This is a genomic window from Aphanothece stagnina RSMan2012 (genome assembly GCF_046764815.1).
Classification (GTDB): domain Bacteria; phylum Cyanobacteriota; class Cyanobacteriia; order PCC-6307; family Cyanobiaceae; genus NIES-981.
The window spans coordinates 69,535-85,622 of the sequence record NZ_JBKOUC010000006.1 but is presented as its reverse complement, the minus strand read 5'-3'; the positions used below and the strand labels follow the sequence as shown (position 1 = coordinate 85,622).

Below are 16,088 nucleotides of genomic sequence, written 5' to 3'. Positions count from 1 at the left end.
GGTTTGGTGTGATGCCCGCTGCTCTGCCTGGGAACCCCCCTCTGCGCCCGGGGCGCTCCGCCGCGACCAGGCACCTGCCGGCCGGCCTGGCCGCCCTGGCCCTGCTGGTGCCCCTGGGCGCCTGTGCACCCGAAGGCGGCGGCGGCGTGCAGAGCCAGAAGCTGGCCGGCATCACCGGGCGGGGCAAGCTGGTCTGCGGCGTCGAAGGCACCCTGCCGGGCTTCAGTTTCGTCGAACCCGACGGCCGCTATTCGGGCCTCGACGTGGACACCTGCCAGGCGGTCGCCGCCGTGGTGCTCGGCGATCCCGGCAAGGTGGAGTACCGCAACCTCAACTCCAGCGAGCGCTTCGCGGCCCTGGCCAGTGGCGAGGTCGACATGCTGGCCCGGAACACCACGGCCACCCTGAGCCGTGATGCCGCCGGCGGCAACGGCCTGAGCTTCGCGCCGGTCACCTTCTATGACGGCCAGGGAATGATGGTGCCCGTGCGCAGCGGCATCACCGACCTGAAGGGCCTGGCCGGCAAGCCGATCTGCGTCGAGAGCGGCACCACCACCGAGCTCAACCTCGCCGACCGGATGCGCGAGATCAACGTTCCCTACACCCCCCTGAAGTTCCAGACCAGCGACCAGACCTACGCCGCCTACCTGGGTGGACGCTGCGCCGCCGTGACCAGCGACCGTTCCCAGCTGGCCGGCAAGCGCAGCAGCTTCCCCGCCCCCGGCGACCACCGCCTGCTCGACGACGTGCTGAGCAAGGAACCCCTGGCGCCGGCCAGCATCAACGCCGATCCCGCCTGGGCCGATGCCCTGCGCTGGATCGTGTTCAGCCTGATGCAGGCCGAGGAGTGGGGCATCACCCAGGCCAACCTGGACGCCAGGCTCGCCGAGGCGAAGGCCAATCCCAACCTGGCCGATCTGCGCCGTTTCTTCGGTGTGGAGGGGGATTTCGGCCGCCAGCTCGGCCTGCCCGCCGACTTCACGGTGCGGGCCATCCGGGCGGTGGGCAACTACGGCGAGATCTTCGAGCGCAACGTGGGCACCACCTCCCGGTTGAAACTCGAGCGCGGCCTCAACCGCTCCTGGAAGGATGGCGGCCTGATCTACGCCCAGCCCTTCCGCTGATGGGCCTGCCGACCCGACCCGCCGGCCCCGTTCCCTGGTGGCGCCACCGGCGCCTGCTCCCCTGGCTGCTGCAGCTCGGCGTGACCCTGGTGGTGCTCCTGCTGATCGCCTTCCTGCTCGGCAACCTGATCCGCAACCTCACCGCGGCGGGACTTCTGCTCACCTGGCGCTGGCTGGGCCAGCCCGCCGGCTTCGACATCGGCGAGTCGGCGATTCCGTTCAACGCCGCCCTGCCCTACTGGCGGGCCCTGCTCGCGGGACTCGCCAACACCCTGCGGGTCGTGATCGCCGGACTGGTCGGCGCCACGCTGCTGGGCACCGCCGCCGGCATGGCCAACTTCAGCAGCAATGGTCTGCTGCGCGGCCTGGTGCGGGGCTACGTGGAGGTGGTGCGCAACATCCCCCTGCTGCTGCAGCTGGTGTTCTGGTACTTCGTGGTGTTCCTGGCCCTGCCCAACGGCGCGGCAGCCCTGCAGCTCCCGGGCGTCACCCTGGCCAAGTCCGGCCTCTACATCGCCGGCTTCGCACCGGGCTGGCAGTGGGCGGGCCCGACCCTGGTGAACGGGGTGTGGCAGGCGCCGCTGCGGCTCAGCGTGGAGTTCGGGGCCCTGCTCTGCGGGCTGGTGGTGTACTCCGGGGCCTACATCGCCGAGGTGGTGCGGGGGGGCATCGCCGCCGTGGCCCCTGGACAGTGGGAGGCGGCCTCCTCGCTCGGCCTCGGCTGGCTGGCCACCGTGCGTCACGTGGTGCTGCCCCAGGCCCTGCGGGTGATCGTGCCGGGCCTCAACACCCAGTACATCTCCCTGGCCAAGAACTCCTCCCTGGCGGTGGCGGTGGGCTATCCCGATCTCTACGCCGTGGCCGAGACCACCCTCAACCAGACGGGCCGGGCGGTGGAGATGGTGATCCTGCTGCTGGCGGCCTACCTGGTGCTGGATCTGCTGATCTCGGCGGCGATGAACGGCCTCAACCGGCTCGTGCAGATCCGGGAGCGCTGAGATATGGCCGTCCCTTCACCGCTGCGGACCCTGCCAGGCCGCCTGCGCCGCGAGCTGTTCGCCAGCCCCGCCGACACCCTGATCACCGTCGCGCTGCTGGGCGTGGTCGGCGGCGGACTCACCGCTCTGCTGCGCTGGGCCCTCACCCGAGCCGACTGGGCCGTGATCCGGCTGAACAGCACCCTGTTCGCCGTGGGGCGGTACCCCCTGGAGCAGCAGTGGCGGCTGTGGGGGCTGCTGGCGCTGCTCTGCGCCGCGGCCGGCCTCAGCTGGGGCCTGCTGCGCAGCCAGCCCCGGCCCGACCGCCAGGGCAGGCTCTGGCCGGGGCCCGATCGCTGGGCCTGCGCCCTGATCGCCGTCCTGGCGCTCTGGACACCCTGGGCGCTGGAGCTCTCGGCCGCGATCGGCGGCCGCTGGGCCGCTCTGGCGGCCCTGCTGCTGGGTCTGCGCTGGCTGGCCGGACGGCTGGGACAGGCCCTGAGCCCACGCCAGGCCTCGCTGGCCCTGCGCAGTCTGGCCCTGCTGTGGCCGGGCCTCTATCTGGTCGGCATGGTGCTGATCAGTGGCGGCCTGGGCCTGGCCGCCGTGCCCAGCGCCGAGTGGGGCGGGCTGCTGCTCACCCTGCTGCAGGCCAGTTTCGCCATCCTGCTCTGCTTCCCGCTGGGGGTGATGCTGGCCCTCGGACGGCGCAGCGATCTGCCCCTGCTGCGCTGGGGCTCGGTGCTCTACATCGAGTTCATCCGCGGGGCACCACTGATCACCCTGCTGTTCCTCGGCCAGAACATCCTGGGCTTTCTGCTGCCGGGGGGCCTGGCTCCTGAACGGGTCTGGCGGGCGGCCTGGGTGCTCACCTGCTTCGCCGCCGCCTACCTGGCGGAGGCGGTGCGCTCCGGACTCGCCGCCGTGCCCAGGGGCCAGCTCGAGGCCGCCCGCTCGCTCGGGCTGGGCCCCCTGCAGGCCCTGCAGCACGTGGTGCTGCCCCAGGCCCTGCGGGTGGCCCTGCCGGTGATGGTGAGCCAGTTCATCTCGCTGCTGCAGGACACCACACTGCTCTCGCTGATCGGGTTGCTGGAGCTGCTCGGCACCGCCCGCGCCGTGATGGCCAACCCGGCCTTCCTGGGCGACTACGGCGAGGTGTACCTCACGCTGGCGGTGCTGTTCTGGGGCTGCTGCACCGCCCTGGGCCTGGGCAGCCGTGCGCTCGAACACCGCCTCGATCCCCGTCACACCGCCAGCGTCCGATGACCAGCCATTCCTCCCCCGCAAGCCCGGGCCCGATCCTGCGGGCCGAGGCCGTGCACAAGTGGTATCCCAACGGCTTCCAGGCCCTCAAGGGGGCCAGCCTCAGCGTCGAGCGGGGCGAGGTCGTGGTGATCATGGGGCCCTCGGGATCGGGCAAGAGCACGTTCATCCGCACCTTCAACGCCCTGGAGGACTTCCAGCAGGGCAGCATCCACATCGACGGCCGCCCCCTCTCCGCCGACCTGCGCGACATCGACGCCATCCGCCGCGAGGTGGGGATGGTGTTCCAGCAGTTCAACCTCTTCCCCCACCTCACCGTGCTGGAGAACCTCACCCTGGCGCCGGTGCTGGTGCGGCGGCGCAACCGGGCGGAGGCCGGGCGGCGGGCCCTGCAGCTGCTGGAGCGGGTAGGCATCGCCGAACAGGCCGACAAGTTTCCGGGCCAGCTCTCCGGCGGCCAGCAGCAACGGGTCGCGATCGCCCGCTCCCTCTGCATGGACCCGCAGCTGATCCTCTTCGATGAACCCACCAGCGCCCTCGATCCGGAGATGGTGCGGGAGGTGCTGGAGGTGATGCAGGGCCTGGCCGCCGACGGCATGACCATGGTAGTGGTGACCCACGAGGTGCGCTTCGCCCAGCAGGTGGCCCACCGGGTGGTGCTGATGGACGCGGGCGAGGTGGTGGAGGTGGCGCCACCGCAGCAGTTCTTCGCCAACCCCGCCCATCAGCGCACCCGCCGCTTCCTCGACCAGATCCTCTGAGGGCGGCGGCATGGCGCAACAGCATCCCCGGGCCCGGCGCCACCACACCGAACGCCACCGCAGCGATCGGGTGGGGTGGATGCGGGCCATGGTGCTGGGGGCCAACGACGGCACCATCTCCGTGGCCAGCCTGGTGGTGGGCATCGCCGCCGCCGGCGCCGCTCGCGGCGAGCTGCTGCTCTCGGGGGTGGCCGCCACGGTGGCGGGAGCCCTGTCCATGGCCGCCGGTGAGTACGTGTCGGTGCAGTCGCAGGCCGACACCGAGCAGGCCGACCTGGCGCGGGAGCGCATGGAACTCCATAGCGACCCGGCCGGGGAGCTGGCCGAGCTCACCGACATCTACGTGGAGCGGGGGCTGGAGCGGGAGCTGGCCGCCCGGGTGGCCCTCCAGCTGATGCAGCACGACCCGCTGGCCGCCCATGCCCGCGACGAGCTCGGCCTCAGCGAGACCCTGCGGGCCCGGCCGGTGCAGGCGGCCCTCTCCTCAGCCGCCAGCTTCGTCCTCGGCTCCCTGGTGCCGATCCTGGCGATCCTGCTGGCGCCCGCCGGAGCGGATCGCCGCCGCCACCACCCTCACGGCCCTGCTGGTGCTGGCGGGGCTGGGGGCCCTGGCCGCCTGGGCCGGCGGAGCCTCGCGGCGTCAGGGCGCCCTGCGGATGCTGGTGTGGGGCGCCCTGGCCATGGGCCTCACCGCCGCCGTGGGCCGCCTGTTCGGCACGGCGGTCTGAGCGGGGCTGCCCTCAGCCCTGCCAGCGCATCAGCCCCAGCCGGCGGGCCAGGCCCTCGAAGGGCTTCAGGTAGGCCCCCTCATGGGGCAGGCCGCTCAGCATCCGGTTCCAGTAGATCCAGGGGAAGGCGAAGCGTTCCAGCAACCAGGCAAACCAGCGCTCCTTCACCGGATTCACCAGGAAGCTGCTCACCGGTCTGTTGGTGTAGTCGAACTCCAGCAGCATCACGCTGTGGTCGCTGGTGATCAGCGGACAGGCGCTGTAGCCCCCATAACCGGGATCCAAGGGCCGCCCCTCCAGCTGCGCCAGCACGTTGGCCGCCACCACCGGGGCCTGCAGCCGCACCGCTGCCGCCGTCTTGGCCGTGGGGAAGTCGCCCACATCGCCGATCGCGAACACGTTGGCGTAAAGCGGGTGCCGGCAGGTGCGGGGATCCACGGCCACCCAGCCCTGCTCGGGGTTCACGGCCAGGGGGCTCTCGGCCACCACCCGCGGCGCCGCCATCGGCGGCACCACATGCAGCAGATCGAAGCGGATCTCCTCCTCGCGGGGAGCCTGACCCGGCTCCTGGACGCGGAAGGTGGCCAGCCGCATCGGAGCGTTGACCGCCACCAGCTCATGCCGGTAGCGCACCTCCTCGCCGCGCTCATCGGCGATGGCCACCATCTTGCGGCTGTAGGCCTCCACCGGGAACAGGGCCGGCTGGGCCGTGCAGAACACAAGCCGGGAGCGCACCCCCACGCCGCTGCGCGCCTTGAACTGCTGATCGGCGAGGTGCATGATCTTCTGCGGGGCACCGCCGCACTTGATCGCCGTCGCGGGGTGGGTGAACACCGCCGTGCCCCCCTCGAAGGCCTGCAGGCAGCGGTGGGTGTGGGCCGCCAGGTCGCGGCGGTAGATGCTGGTCACCCCATGGCGGCCGAGACTCTCGGCCAGCCCCGGCACCGTGCTCCACTGGAGTTCGAGCCCCAGCGCCACCACCAGAACGTCGTAGCCCATGCACTGGCCGTCGGAGAGCCGCACCCGGTTCTGATCCGGTTCGAACGCGTCCACGGCGGCCTGGATCCAGTGAACCCCGGCGGGCATCACCTCGGCCTCGGGCCGGCGGGTGCTGGCCGGATCCACGAAGCCACCCGCCACCAGCACCCAGCCGGACTGAAAGTCGTGATGGGGCGACGGCTCGATCACGGCCAGCTCGAGGTCGGGGCGGAGGCGGCGCAGCCAGCTGGCCAGGGTGATGCCGCCGGTGCCGCCGCCGGCGATCAGCACCCGCACGTGGGATTCAGCCACCGGTGGCGGTCTCCAACGCCTGGGTGACCTCCGGGATGGACACGGCGTACATGCCGCGCAGGTCCCCCGGCTGGAAGTCAAAAGCGCGGTCCTGGGGATAGCGCTCCTTCACGAAGGAGGGGCGGCTGTCCTTGCTGCCATGGCAGGCCAGGCAGCTGGGCTGCATAGCGATGCGGCGGTAGTAGCTCACCCCGGCGGGCTGGCCCTCGGCGGCGGGCTGCCACAGACCCTGGATCTGGGGATGGCGGGAGAACAGATCGATCACCTGCCGCTCCTGGGCGTTGGCGGGGGCATGGTCGGGATTGCGGTATCGGGTAGCCACCTGGCGCACGGTCCAGCCGTTCTCCTGGCCGATGGCCGCGGCGCGGCGGCCCACCGGCATGCACACCTCCTTCATGGTGTCCAGGGTGGGCTCCTCGGTGCTGCCCTCGAGCGTGGCCGCCAGGCCGATGCGCATCCGGTCGAGCTGCTCCATCAGGTCCACGGCCTTGGCCAGGACTTCGGGATTCACCGGGGCTTCCGCCGGCGCCGCCAGGGCGGCGGAGGGAGCCAGGCCCAGCAGGAAGACTCCGAGCAGCACGAGGGCGGCGGAGGTGGCCATCAGCGGCCCCACCCTCCGCAGGGTGGACAGCACAGGGTTCATGGCGAGGGCAACGAGGGGTGGTGGGGGGAAAGGGAGAAAGGCCCGGACGGATCCGGGCCTGGGAGCGGCCATCGGCTGGGCGGGGGTCAAAGTCCCACTAACCGATCGCGGGGGCGCGCAGCGCCACGGGCTCGACCTGCACCAGAGCCAGATCCAGCGGAAAGTTGTGCACGTTGCGCTCGTGCATCGCCTCGATGCCCAGCCCGCCCCGGTTGAGCACATCGGCCCAGGTGTCGATCACCCGGCCCTGGTTATCGAGGATCGAATGGTTGAAGTTGAGCCCGTTGAGGTTGAAGGAGAAGCTCACCACGGCCAGGGCGGCGAACCAGATGCCCACCACGGGCCAGGCGGCGAGGAAGAAGTGCAGGCTGCGGCTGTTGTTGAAGGAGGCGTACTGGAAGATGAGACGGCCGAAGTAGCCATGGGCGGCCACGATGTTGTAGGTCTCCTCCTCCTGGCCGAACTTGTAGCCCCGGTTCTGGCTCTCGGTTTCGGTGGTCTCGCGCACCAGGGAGCTGGTCACCAGCGAGCCGTGCATGGCGGAGAACAGGGCCCCGCCGAACACACCGGCCACGCCGAGCATGTGGAAGGGGTGCATCAGCACGTTGTGCTCGGCCTGCAGCACCAGCATGAAGTTGAAGGTGCCGGAGATGCCGAGGGGCATGGCATCGGAGAAGGAGCCCTGGCCGATGGCGTACACCAGCAGCACGGCGGTGGCGGCAGCCACGGGGGCGGAATAGGCCACGGCGATCCAGGGGCGCATGCCGAGCCGGTAGCTCAGCTCCCATTCCCGGCCCATCCAGCAGAAGATGCCGATCAGGAAATGGAACACGATCAGCTGGTAGGGGCCGCCGTTGTACAGCCACTCGTCAAGGCTGGTGGCTTCCCAGACGGGATAGAAGTGCAGGCCGATGGCGTTGGTGGTGGGCACCACGGCGGCGGTGATGATGTTGTTGCCCTCGAGCAGGCTGCCGCTGATCGGCTCACGGATGCCGTCGATGTCGACGGGAGGCGCGGCGATGAAGGCGATCACGAAGCAGATCGCCGCCGCCAGCAGCGCGGGGATCATCAGCACGCCGAACCAGCCGATGTAGAGCCGGTTGTCGGTGCTGGTGATCCAGTCCTTGAAGGACTCCCACGGGTGGCTCCGGGAGGGAGCGAGGGAGGTCGTGGTCATGGCAAGGGAAGAGGCACAGGACACAGGCGAGACGGGGAGACCGGAGCTGCAGACGCGGCTAGAGAACGGACCGCAGACCAGGCGACCGGCCGCATGACCCAGCCATCGCTCCCAGTCATCGCTACATAACACTAGCGTTACTCCGGTGTATGACGCAAAACGAATGATGCCTTCAACCACGCAAAGGCGGGGGCGTGCCCGGGTCGTGCCCCTGCTGATGGCCCTGCTGGTGGGCCTGCTGCTGCTGCCGCTCCCGGCCCGCGCCGCCGCCGACCTGGAGCACTGGACCCTGATCGATGGCTCGGGGCATCGCTGGGGCCTGACCCTGTTCGAGCAACCCGATCCCAACCATCCGGCCGGTTGGCGGCTGCGCCTCACGGCCCTCTCGCCGGGCCAGGGCGCGGATCACCAGCGGCCCCTGCTCCTGCGCGATGGCCTCGGCGCTGGCTGGTCCCTGCCGAACCGCAGCGAGGAACTGGTGCCAGCCGGAACGGAACTGATCCCCACGGGCTCGGCTCAGTTCGACCTCGGCGCCCTGACACCCAGGCCCCACGAGGCGCTGCCGCTGCTGCTGGAGGTGCCGACCGACGGCCAGGGGCAGACAACCCCCGTGATGCTGCCTCCCGCGATTGTGCTGGCGCTGCATGGGCTGCCCCCCGTCGCCACGGCCGACCCCCCCAACCCGGCGGGCCGGGCAGCCCTCACAGCAGCCAGCCCGGCCTGAGCAGCAGCACCAGGGCCAGCGCCACCATCACCCCACCGCTGATCAGCTTCAGCCAGCGGCCGGCGCGCTCGGTGAGCCGCTGGCTGCCGAGGGCCAGCACCGCCAGGCTCACCATCAGGGCGTCATCGGCGATGTAGCCAACGATGTACAGGCCCAGGTAGCCGTAGTGGGCGAGCGGGCTGAGCTGCTGCTGACTCAGCACCGCGGTGTAGACCGCCGGGAAGCCGGCCGTGCACAGCAGTTCCACGCCGTTGACCACGACGGCCAGGGCCGCCACCCCCGTGAGAGCGGGCAGCAGCGAGCGGCTCAGCGTCACGGCGCGCATCCGCTCGTACAACCCCGGTTTGGCGGAGTCCGGAATGGACAGGGTGAAGCGCGAACCCTCCCGCCAGAACTCGAGCAGGTTGACGCCACCCACCAGGAGCGCCAGGGCCCCGAGGAGGAGCCGCAGCCAGGTGGCGAACCCCAGCAGCAGGAACACGTTCAGCCAGGCGGCCATGAAGGCGTAGTACACCGCTCCGCTCACCAGCACGAAGGTGCCGGCCACCAACGCCAGGCGGCGCCGGTCGCGCCAGTGCACCAGCAGCGAGAGCAGAAACAGCAGCACCCACATCGCACAGGGGTTGAAGCCATCCAGCAGCCCCAGCACGAGGGTGAACAGCGGCAGTCCCAGCCGGCCCACATCCAGCGCCCCCAAGGGCCCCAGCCGCACCGGAGCGGAGCTGGGCGCCTGTCGGTCGACCAGGGCGAGCAGCTCCCGCCCACGGCCCGCTGGACCATCGAAGCCCACCAGCACCTGGCCCGCGATCACGAACGTGGGGACCCCGGGCGCCTGAATGCCCGCCTGACTGGACGCGCGGAGCAGGTCGTCGATCGCCGCGGGATCCGCTTCCAGCCGTCGCAGCCGGACCTGGAGGTCTGGCCGCTGCTGGCGCAGCTCCGGCAGAAACTGCTCGGCCTGGGCGCAATGGGGACAGCCCTCGCGCACGAACACCTCCAGGACCGGTCCGCCGGCCCTGGCGGGCGCCGGGGCCAGCAGCGGCACCAGGGCCAGCAGCAGGCCCAGGATGGCCAGCAGCAGTCGGTGACGACGGTCCTTCGCCATACCCCTCGGTGATCACGCCGGAACCCCGACCCTCCAGTGTGCAGATTCCGTGTGGCTGCCGCTGGAGCTCGCGAGGGCGACAGTGGGCCTGATCCAGGGGGAGCCATGACCGTGGCGGCTCGCAATAGCCAGCGAAGGCCCTAGCCGGTGGCAGCCCCCTGGGTGCTGCTGGCCCTCGGCACGGCCGTGGGGGAAACCATCCGGGACCTGGCGCTGCGCCAGGTGCTGCGTCACTCGGGCTGGAGCACCCTGCGGGTGATCGGCCTGTGCAGCGGCATCGCGACCCTGATCCTCCTGCCGCTGGTGCTGGCCACACCCCAGGCAGTGGGCTGGCCGGCCTTCCTCACCGCCCTGGCCCTGGGGGGCAGCCTCAACGCGCTGGCCTTCTGGAGCTATGGCCGGGCCATCGCCCAGGAGGACCTCAGCCTGGTGCTGCCGCTGATCAACCTCTCGCCGCTGGTGCTGCTCCTGGCCGGGTGGTGGGTGCTGGGCGAACGGCCTGGTCCCCTGGCCGTGCTGGGGGTGGGGCTGCTGGTGATGGGCGCCCTGCTGCTGGGCCAGAGCCGGGGTCGCGCGGAGGCGGAACTCGGGGATCTCCGGCGGCTGTGGTCGAGTCCCGGCTGCCGCTGGATGCTGCTGGTGGCCGTGCTGTGGGGGGTGGGAGCCAGCATCGACAAGCTGGGGGTGCGGGCCGGCGGCAGCCTGCTCTGGGTGCTGGCGCTGCAGCTGGTGATCGGCAGCAGCCTGCTGGCACTCTCCGTGCAGGACGGCCCTGCCCGACCCCTCGAACGCCGCGGGGCGGCCTCCGCCCCCCGGCTCGTGGTCGCCCTGCTGCTGGCCGGCACGGCCGGCGCGGTGGGCACCGTGTGGCAGATGCAGGCGATCAGCCAGACCGCCGTGGTGCACGTGATCGCCCTCAAACGGCTGAGCACCCTGCTGGGCAGCGGCGCGGGCGTGCTGGCCCTGGGCGAGGCCAACGGGGCACGACGCCTGCTGGCGGCGGCCCTGATGGTGCTGGGTGCCGCCACCGTGCTGTGGAGCGCCCTGGGCTAGAGACGGACCATGGCCCCACCGCTCACCGCCGAGCAGATCTACCGGCTGCGCGCCGATGCGGTGGTGGCGATCGACGTGCCGGATGGCCGGGGAGCCGGCCTGCTGCTCAGCCGCTCCGGCCTGATCGTGACCAACCACCACCTGGTGGAGGGCTGGAGCACCGCCCTGGTGCGGTTCGTCGACGGCAGCGGCCACCGCACCCCGGTGGTGCGCGCCTTCCGCGATGCCGACCTCGCCTTCCTGCAGCTCGAGCCCCCAGCCCTGGCCGCCGCCCTGCAGCGGGTGCGGGGGGGACTGATCGCCGACCACCCGCCGGCGGCCCGACCGCCGCGGGTCGGGGAGGAGGTGATCGCCATCGGCCATCCCCACGGCCTCGAGTATTCCCTCACCCGGGGGGTGGTGAGCGGCCTCGATCGCCGCATCGACGGCCAGGCCTACTTGCAGATCGACGCAGCGATCAACCCGGGCAACAGCGGCGGGCCGATCTACAACGCCAGCGGGGAGCTGGTGGGGCTGAGCACCTGCAGCCGGGTGGAGTCGGAGGGGATCAACTTCGCAATCCCGGCCGCTGTGATCTACGCGAAGTTCGCCCAGGTGCGGCAGGAGCTGGGCGCCGGAGAGCGTCGCTACTGCAGCGTCTGCGGCGCGGCCTCGGCCGACCTGCACTACTGCGATCAGTGCGGCGCGCTGCTCGCCCTGGTGGACGCCGTGGAAGTGGACAGCGTGAAGGTGGACGGCGTGGATCCCGCTTCAGGGGGTCGGGCAGTGGACGCGCCCCATCCGGCGCCGGCTGGCCCGAGGCCTGATCCGGCCCCTGAGCCTGGGTCCGGGCCGGTGCCCTGCCCGGTGTGCGGCCGCGAGAACCCGCCCGGGAGTCCTTACTGCAGCACCTGCGGCAGCGCCCTCTGAGCCCTTCAGAATCGGCACAGCGGCAGGCGCCAGGGTGGCCAGGCTGATGGAGCAACTGCTGCGGCGCTTTGCGGCGCCCCAGCAACCCCGACCCCTGGAGTCCTACGTCGACCTGGTGGACGACGCGCTGGCCAACCTGGGGATCGACGCGGAGCTCGAGAGCGGCGAAGAGGGCTGGAGCTGGGGGTTGCAGGTGGGCAGCGCCGAGCTGACGATCGAGCTGCACCTCAACGAGATCCTGCAGGAATGGACCCTGGAGATCCGCTCGGCGATCCTGAGGTTGCCGGACTCCAACCTGCTGGCCTTCTACAGACGCTGCCTGGAACTCAACCGGCTTCTGGTGGGGTGCTCGATCGGCGTGGATCAGGACCGGGTGGTCGTGGCCTCCGAGCGCACCCTGCCCGAGCTGGACACGCCTGGGTTCATGCGGATGCTGCTGAACGTGGCGAGTGCCGCCGACCAGTGCGATGACGACCTTGCCGAGGAATTCGGGGCCAGGAAGCTCGGCCAGGCGTGAGGCGGGATCCTGGGGGACAGGGAGAGGGCAACCGGCCCGGGAGTTCAGAGACCGAGGTTCAGAGACCCTGGTTCAGAGCCCGAGGGGCCGAGGCTGCAGTCCCATCAGCTGGGCCACGAGGTCTTCACTGACGGAAGCCTGGAGCTGCCAGGCCTGGAGCAGGTTCTTCGCCACGGCGCGCAGCTCGTCGATGCTCTCGCAGGAATCGATGGCCCGGGCGTGGGCCTCGATGGCGAACTGGCGGGCAAGGGGGAGGGAGTCCATCGCGAAACCACGTCTTTACATGACGTTACAAAGCCGATCGAGGCGCTGGGGTGCGGTTCCCCGTAGACCCGGAATCCGCGGCATGATCGGGCCGCCCGCCAGGGATTCCATGCATCCGGAGCGCGCTGATGGCCCCTGAGGTCACCCTCCGGCTCACCAACCACAGCGGAGCACCGCTTCGCTACTACATCTGGCAGTACAACACCCTGCCCAGCGGCAGCCAGGGCTACCCCGTCGATACCGGCACCCCCAATCCGATCAGGCCCTACCTGATCAGCTCCGGGACCCTGGCCAAGGACCCCCGATCCCTCACCCTGCCGGGCAGCAGCCGCGACACCGGCAACCGGAGGCTGCCCTTCGCCGCCGGTGTTCGGCTCTACGTCTCCCAGGCACCGCTCCACTCCCTCACCGACCCCACGAACCCCACCGCTCCCGACCCGTTCGGGGGCAGCGATGCCGGCGGATCCACGCCCTATTCCTTCTGGGAGTTCACCAACGACGCCAGGGGCTTCAGTTTCAACAACTCCTACATCAACGAGTGGTCGTTCCCGATCCAGCTCCGCAGCGGTGGGCGGACCTACGGCTTCGACAGCCTGGATGCGGTCAAGCAGCAGCTGATCTCCCAGGCGAGCTTCGTGGCCGCCGGGCAGGGCACGAACCCCCGGGCCGCAGGCCGGCCAGGCGACCTGATCTGGCCTGGCGGCAACCGCATCCTCGGCCCCCTCTCCGCCTGGCAGGTGCAGCAGGGGGGCTTTCCCCCCACCACCCCGGCCGGGATCCGGCGCTTCGTCCAGGCGGTGCCGTTCAACGGCACCGATCTCAACACCACGGGGGAGAGCAACCTCAACGTGTGGAACGGCGGACTGCCCCCGGGCCTGCCCTCCCCGGTGGACGGCACCCCCGAACCGAACGGCTACACCACCGCGCTGCGCAACGCCGCCCGTTCGGCCGGCGGCATCGGGCCCCAGCCGAATGGAGCGGAACCGAACTGGCAGGGCTTCTACACCTACCCCCAGGAGAATCTCTACGGGGGGACCCAGCTGCCCCTGATCCCACCCCGCAAGGCGGGCGCCCCCGCCACGATTGACCTGGGGCTGATCGTTCACGGTCTCTCGAGCAGCAGCGCCCTCACCGGCACCGGTCGGCGGGACCGGTTGCAGGGGTCCCCGCGGGCTGATGTCATCACCGGCGGAGTCGGTGCCGACCGGCTCAGCGGCGGCGGCGGCCGGGACCGCTTCCTGTACCTCAGCGCCGCCAGCAGCCCGGTCGGCCGACGGAGCTCCGACGTGATCACGGATTTCGACCTGCGGCGCGACCGGATCGACCTCTCGGGCATGCCCGACGCCGAACCCCTGCCCTTCCGCCGCTTCCGGCTGCTCAGCCCCGGCGGGCACGCCGGGGAGAGCAGCTTCTCCGGCCAGGCCGGGGAACTGTTGTTCCGGCAGACCCGCATCGATCCGGGGTCCTCGAAGCTGCTGGGGGATCTGAACGGCGACGGCCGCGCAGAGTTCAGGGTGCGGCTGGCCGGCGTCAGCCTCGCGGCGATCGCCGCCAGCTTCGCTGCCGGCGGGAACCGACCGGCCTTCCTGGTGCTCTGAGGCCCGTCCCAGCCGATCTGGCGTGGAGCGGCCAGAGTGGGAGGAGCTGCTGGGGTCGCGGGACATGGGGATGCGCACAACCCTGGGGCGTTGGTTCAGGCGGCTGGGGGATCGGCTCGATCCCGCCCCCGGCCCCCGGGAGATGGGGCTGGCCAGCCGCAAGCTGCCGAGCCTCGCCGACCCGGATGGGGCCCCCGCCGCCGGCACCGAGACCACCCCCTCGGTGCCGTGGCAGACCCTGCGGGAACGCGCCATGACCAAGAGCCTGATGACGCTCCGCAGCGAGGCCGTCTACAGCCTGGGGGCCCTCCATGCGGCCCACCTGGCCGCGGCCGCGGTCTTCGATGACCGCCGGCTGGCGGTGGCCCTGGCCCAGCGCAGCGGCGAGGCGGTGGGGGAGGAGGTGCGCACCAAACTGGCGGAGGCCGCGTCGATCTGGCATCGCGACGGTGCGTCCCTGGGGATGGCCCTCACGGCCATCGGCGCCGCCCAGGTGCCCGATCTCACCCTCGCCGAGGCTCTCCAGGTGGATGATCACGAGGCCGCGGCCCTCGAGGCCATGGTGGAGGGCTACCAGATCGAGCTGCAGCGCCAGATCCTCGAAGAGGCTGAGAGCTGAGCGCCCTGCTGCTGCGGCCGCGGGCGCCGCATCAGCCGGCCATCTGCTCGACGCTCTCGAGCGCCGCGCCCAGCAGACTGGTCACCTGCTCCAGCTGCTCCTGGCTGCCCATCACCACCAGCATCTGGCCCGGGGCCAGGCGGTGGTCGCTGCCTGGGTTGGCGATCAGGGTACGGTCCTGCTCCGGATAGGACGCACCGCGGTACTGCAGCCCCCCCGCGACGGGAGCCTCCCCCGGCTGCACCGCCAGCACCAGGGCGCCGGTGCGGCGACCCAGCTGCAGTTCGCCCAGGCTCATGCCATTCAGCGAACCGAGGACCATGGGATTGCTGCTGAGCCGGAATTCCTCCACCTCACAGTCGGATCCGGCCAGCAGATCCATGAAGGTCACCGCCAGGGGCCGCAGCGCCGTGGCGGCCATGGTGCGTCCACCGCTCACGTACGGACTCACCACCTGGTCGGCCCCGGCCAGCCGCAGCTTGCGCTCCGCCTCATCGCTGTCGGAGCGGGCGATCAGCCGACAGTTCGGCGCCAGGCCCCGGGCACTGAGCACGACGTAGAGGTTGGCGGCATTGCTGGAGAGGGCCGCCACCAGGGAGCGGCACTGGTGGATGCCGGCCTCCAGCAGGGTTTCATCCAGCGTGGCGTCCGCCATCAGCACGGGGAGGCCCCGGTCCTCGGCCGCGATGCGACGGTCGTGGTCCATCTCCACCACCAGCAGCGGCACCCGCTCCCGGGTCAGCTGCTCGGCGATCTCGCGGCCGATGCGGCCATAGCCGCAGAGAATCACGTGGTTCTGCATGGTCTTGAGCCAGCGGCGGAATCGGCGCTCCCGCAGGCGCCGGAAGTAGCCCGATTCGGAGAGACCCAGCACCCCCTGGATGCTGATCTGCACCACCACCAGGCCCCCCAGGATGAGCAGCACGGTCACCACCCGACCGGCCGGCGAGAGGGGTTGCACCTCGCCGAAGCCGATCGTGCTGATCGTGATCGCCACCATCCAGTAGCAATCGGCCCAGGGCCAGCCCTCGGTGAGGCGGTAGCCCATCGCCGCGAGGTTCACCAGCAGCACCAGGGCCAGGGGGGCGCGCCAGGGGCGGCGGATCCGCGTCGAGGGGGGGCGGCGGCGCCAGGGGCGCCAGCGGAGGCTGGCCATGGGGATCCCGACCCGGACATCCGGATCTCTGCGTCATTAAACCAACCCCAAACCCGCCCCAGCCAGGGGGCCCAAGGGCCCACCCATCCCGCCTCAGCTTGGCAATCCGCAGCCCCATGACGGATCGTGGTGTGGGGCTACGGCCTCCTCCACCTTCACCCGCACCGCCCCAGCCCTGAT

The 16,088-nt window shown here is 71.1% G+C and carries 17 protein-coding genes and 1 pseudogene; 12 read left to right on the top strand and 6 right to left on the bottom strand.

Annotation, left to right across the window (positions count from 1 at the left end; translation table 11 throughout):
- The first annotated feature begins 11 nt into the window (after positions 1-11).
- The 6 genes and pseudogenes from ACLNEE_RS05730 (at position 12) to ACLNEE_RS05705 (ending at position 4,853) form a co-directional block, all read left to right on the top strand.
- Positions 12-1,124, top strand: coding sequence for an amino acid ABC transporter substrate-binding protein (locus ACLNEE_RS05730; RefSeq protein ID WP_411422361.1), 1,113 nt, complete (start codon positions 12-14; stop codon positions 1,122-1,124).
- Entirely contained in the window at positions 1,124-2,122 is a 999-nt protein-coding gene (locus ACLNEE_RS05725) for an ABC transporter permease subunit (RefSeq protein ID WP_411422360.1), read from the top strand. The genes ACLNEE_RS05730 and ACLNEE_RS05725 overlap by 1 nt, the downstream gene beginning before the upstream one ends.
- A 3-nt stretch (positions 2,123-2,125) precedes the next feature.
- Positions 2,126-3,367, top strand: a complete 1,242-nt coding sequence (locus ACLNEE_RS05720) for an amino acid ABC transporter permease (RefSeq protein WP_411422359.1) — start codon at positions 2,126-2,128, stop codon at positions 3,365-3,367.
- Complete coding sequence (locus tag ACLNEE_RS05715) at positions 3,364-4,125, top strand: amino acid ABC transporter ATP-binding protein (RefSeq protein WP_411422358.1); 762 nt, start codon at positions 3,364-3,366, stop codon at positions 4,123-4,125. Before ACLNEE_RS05720 ends, ACLNEE_RS05715 begins: the two co-directional genes overlap by 4 nt.
- A gap of 10 nt (positions 4,126-4,135) precedes the next feature.
- Positions 4,136-4,612 (top strand): annotated as a pseudogene (locus ACLNEE_RS05710) (VIT1/CCC1 transporter family protein); the annotation flags it as partial.
- Positions 4,545-4,853 carry a VIT1/CCC1 transporter family protein gene (locus ACLNEE_RS05705; protein WP_411422419.1) on the top strand — a complete coding sequence of 103 codons (309 nt, stop codon included), beginning with the start codon at positions 4,545-4,547 and terminating at the stop codon, positions 4,851-4,853. The pseudogene ACLNEE_RS05710 and the gene ACLNEE_RS05705, both read left to right, overlap by 68 nt.
- 12 nt (positions 4,854-4,865) lie before the next feature.
- Here the strand turns inward: ACLNEE_RS05705 and ACLNEE_RS05700 are convergent, their stop codons facing one another.
- The 3 genes from ACLNEE_RS05700 to psbA form a co-directional block, all read right to left on the bottom strand.
- The gene (locus ACLNEE_RS05700; RefSeq protein WP_411422357.1) at positions 4,866-6,143 is read right to left on the bottom strand and encodes an NAD(P)/FAD-dependent oxidoreductase; all 1,278 of its coding nucleotides are present in this window, start codon (positions 6,141-6,143) and stop codon (positions 4,866-4,868) included.
- Positions 6,136-6,744, bottom strand: coding sequence for a Tll0287-like domain-containing protein (locus ACLNEE_RS05695; RefSeq protein ID WP_412006885.1), 609 nt, complete (start codon positions 6,742-6,744; stop codon positions 6,136-6,138). Before ACLNEE_RS05695 ends, ACLNEE_RS05700 begins: the two co-directional genes overlap by 8 nt.
- 139 nt (positions 6,745-6,883) lie before the next feature.
- A complete protein-coding gene (gene psbA / locus ACLNEE_RS05690) occupies positions 6,884-7,963 on the bottom strand; it encodes a photosystem II q(b) protein (RefSeq protein WP_411422418.1) in 1,080 nt (359 codons plus the stop codon).
- Between the two features lie 166 nt (positions 7,964-8,129).
- Here psbA and ACLNEE_RS05685 point away from each other — a divergent pair, with 166 nt between their 5' ends.
- Positions 8,130-8,687, top strand: a complete 558-nt coding sequence (locus ACLNEE_RS05685) for a DUF3122 domain-containing protein (RefSeq protein WP_411422355.1) — start codon at positions 8,130-8,132, stop codon at positions 8,685-8,687.
- Here ACLNEE_RS05685 and ACLNEE_RS05680 read toward each other — a convergent pair.
- Positions 8,665-9,792, bottom strand: coding sequence for a glutaredoxin family protein (locus ACLNEE_RS05680; RefSeq protein WP_411422354.1), 1,128 nt, complete (start codon positions 9,790-9,792; stop codon positions 8,665-8,667). The genes ACLNEE_RS05685 and ACLNEE_RS05680 overlap by 23 nt on opposite strands.
- Positions 9,793-9,939: 147 nt before the next feature.
- On the opposite strand from ACLNEE_RS05680, the gene ACLNEE_RS05675 reads away from it, so the two are divergent.
- Genes ACLNEE_RS05675 through ACLNEE_RS05665 form a run of 3 tightly spaced genes read left to right on the top strand, consistent with a single transcriptional unit; the run spans position 9,940 to position 12,271 of the window.
- Entirely contained in the window at positions 9,940-10,845 is a 906-nt protein-coding gene (locus ACLNEE_RS05675; protein WP_411422353.1) for an EamA family transporter, read from the top strand.
- A gap of 9 nt (positions 10,846-10,854) precedes the next feature.
- Positions 10,855-11,754, top strand: coding sequence for a trypsin-like peptidase domain-containing protein (locus ACLNEE_RS05670; RefSeq protein WP_411422352.1), 900 nt, complete (start codon positions 10,855-10,857; stop codon positions 11,752-11,754).
- Positions 11,755-11,788: 34 nt separating this feature from the next.
- On the top strand, positions 11,789-12,271 hold the full coding sequence (locus tag ACLNEE_RS05665; RefSeq protein ID WP_412006884.1) for a YbjN domain-containing protein: 483 nt from the start codon (positions 11,789-11,791) through the stop codon (positions 12,269-12,271).
- Positions 12,272-12,343: 72 nt separating this feature from the next.
- Here ACLNEE_RS05665 and ACLNEE_RS05660 read toward each other — a convergent pair whose 3' ends face one another.
- Positions 12,344-12,535 carry a hypothetical protein gene (locus ACLNEE_RS05660; RefSeq protein ID WP_411422350.1) on the bottom strand — a complete coding sequence of 64 codons (192 nt, stop codon included), beginning with the start codon at positions 12,533-12,535 and terminating at the stop codon, positions 12,344-12,346.
- Positions 12,536-12,663: 128 nt separating this feature from the next.
- On the opposite strand from ACLNEE_RS05660, the gene ACLNEE_RS05655 reads away from it, so the two are divergent.
- Both ACLNEE_RS05655 and ACLNEE_RS05650 read left to right on the top strand, forming a co-directional pair.
- Complete coding sequence (locus ACLNEE_RS05655; protein WP_411422349.1) at positions 12,664-14,133, top strand: M10 family metallopeptidase C-terminal domain-containing protein; 1,470 nt, start codon at positions 12,664-12,666, stop codon at positions 14,131-14,133.
- A 64-nt stretch (positions 14,134-14,197) separates the two neighbouring features.
- Entirely contained in the window at positions 14,198-14,752 is a 555-nt protein-coding gene (locus tag ACLNEE_RS05650) for a hypothetical protein (RefSeq protein WP_412006883.1), read from the top strand.
- 31 nt (positions 14,753-14,783) lie between these two features.
- On the opposite strand, the gene ACLNEE_RS05645 is transcribed toward ACLNEE_RS05650, so the two are convergent.
- Complete coding sequence (locus ACLNEE_RS05645) at positions 14,784-15,908, bottom strand: potassium channel family protein (protein WP_411422347.1); 1,125 nt, start codon at positions 15,906-15,908, stop codon at positions 14,784-14,786.
- Between the last annotated feature and the right edge of the window lie 180 nt (positions 15,909-16,088).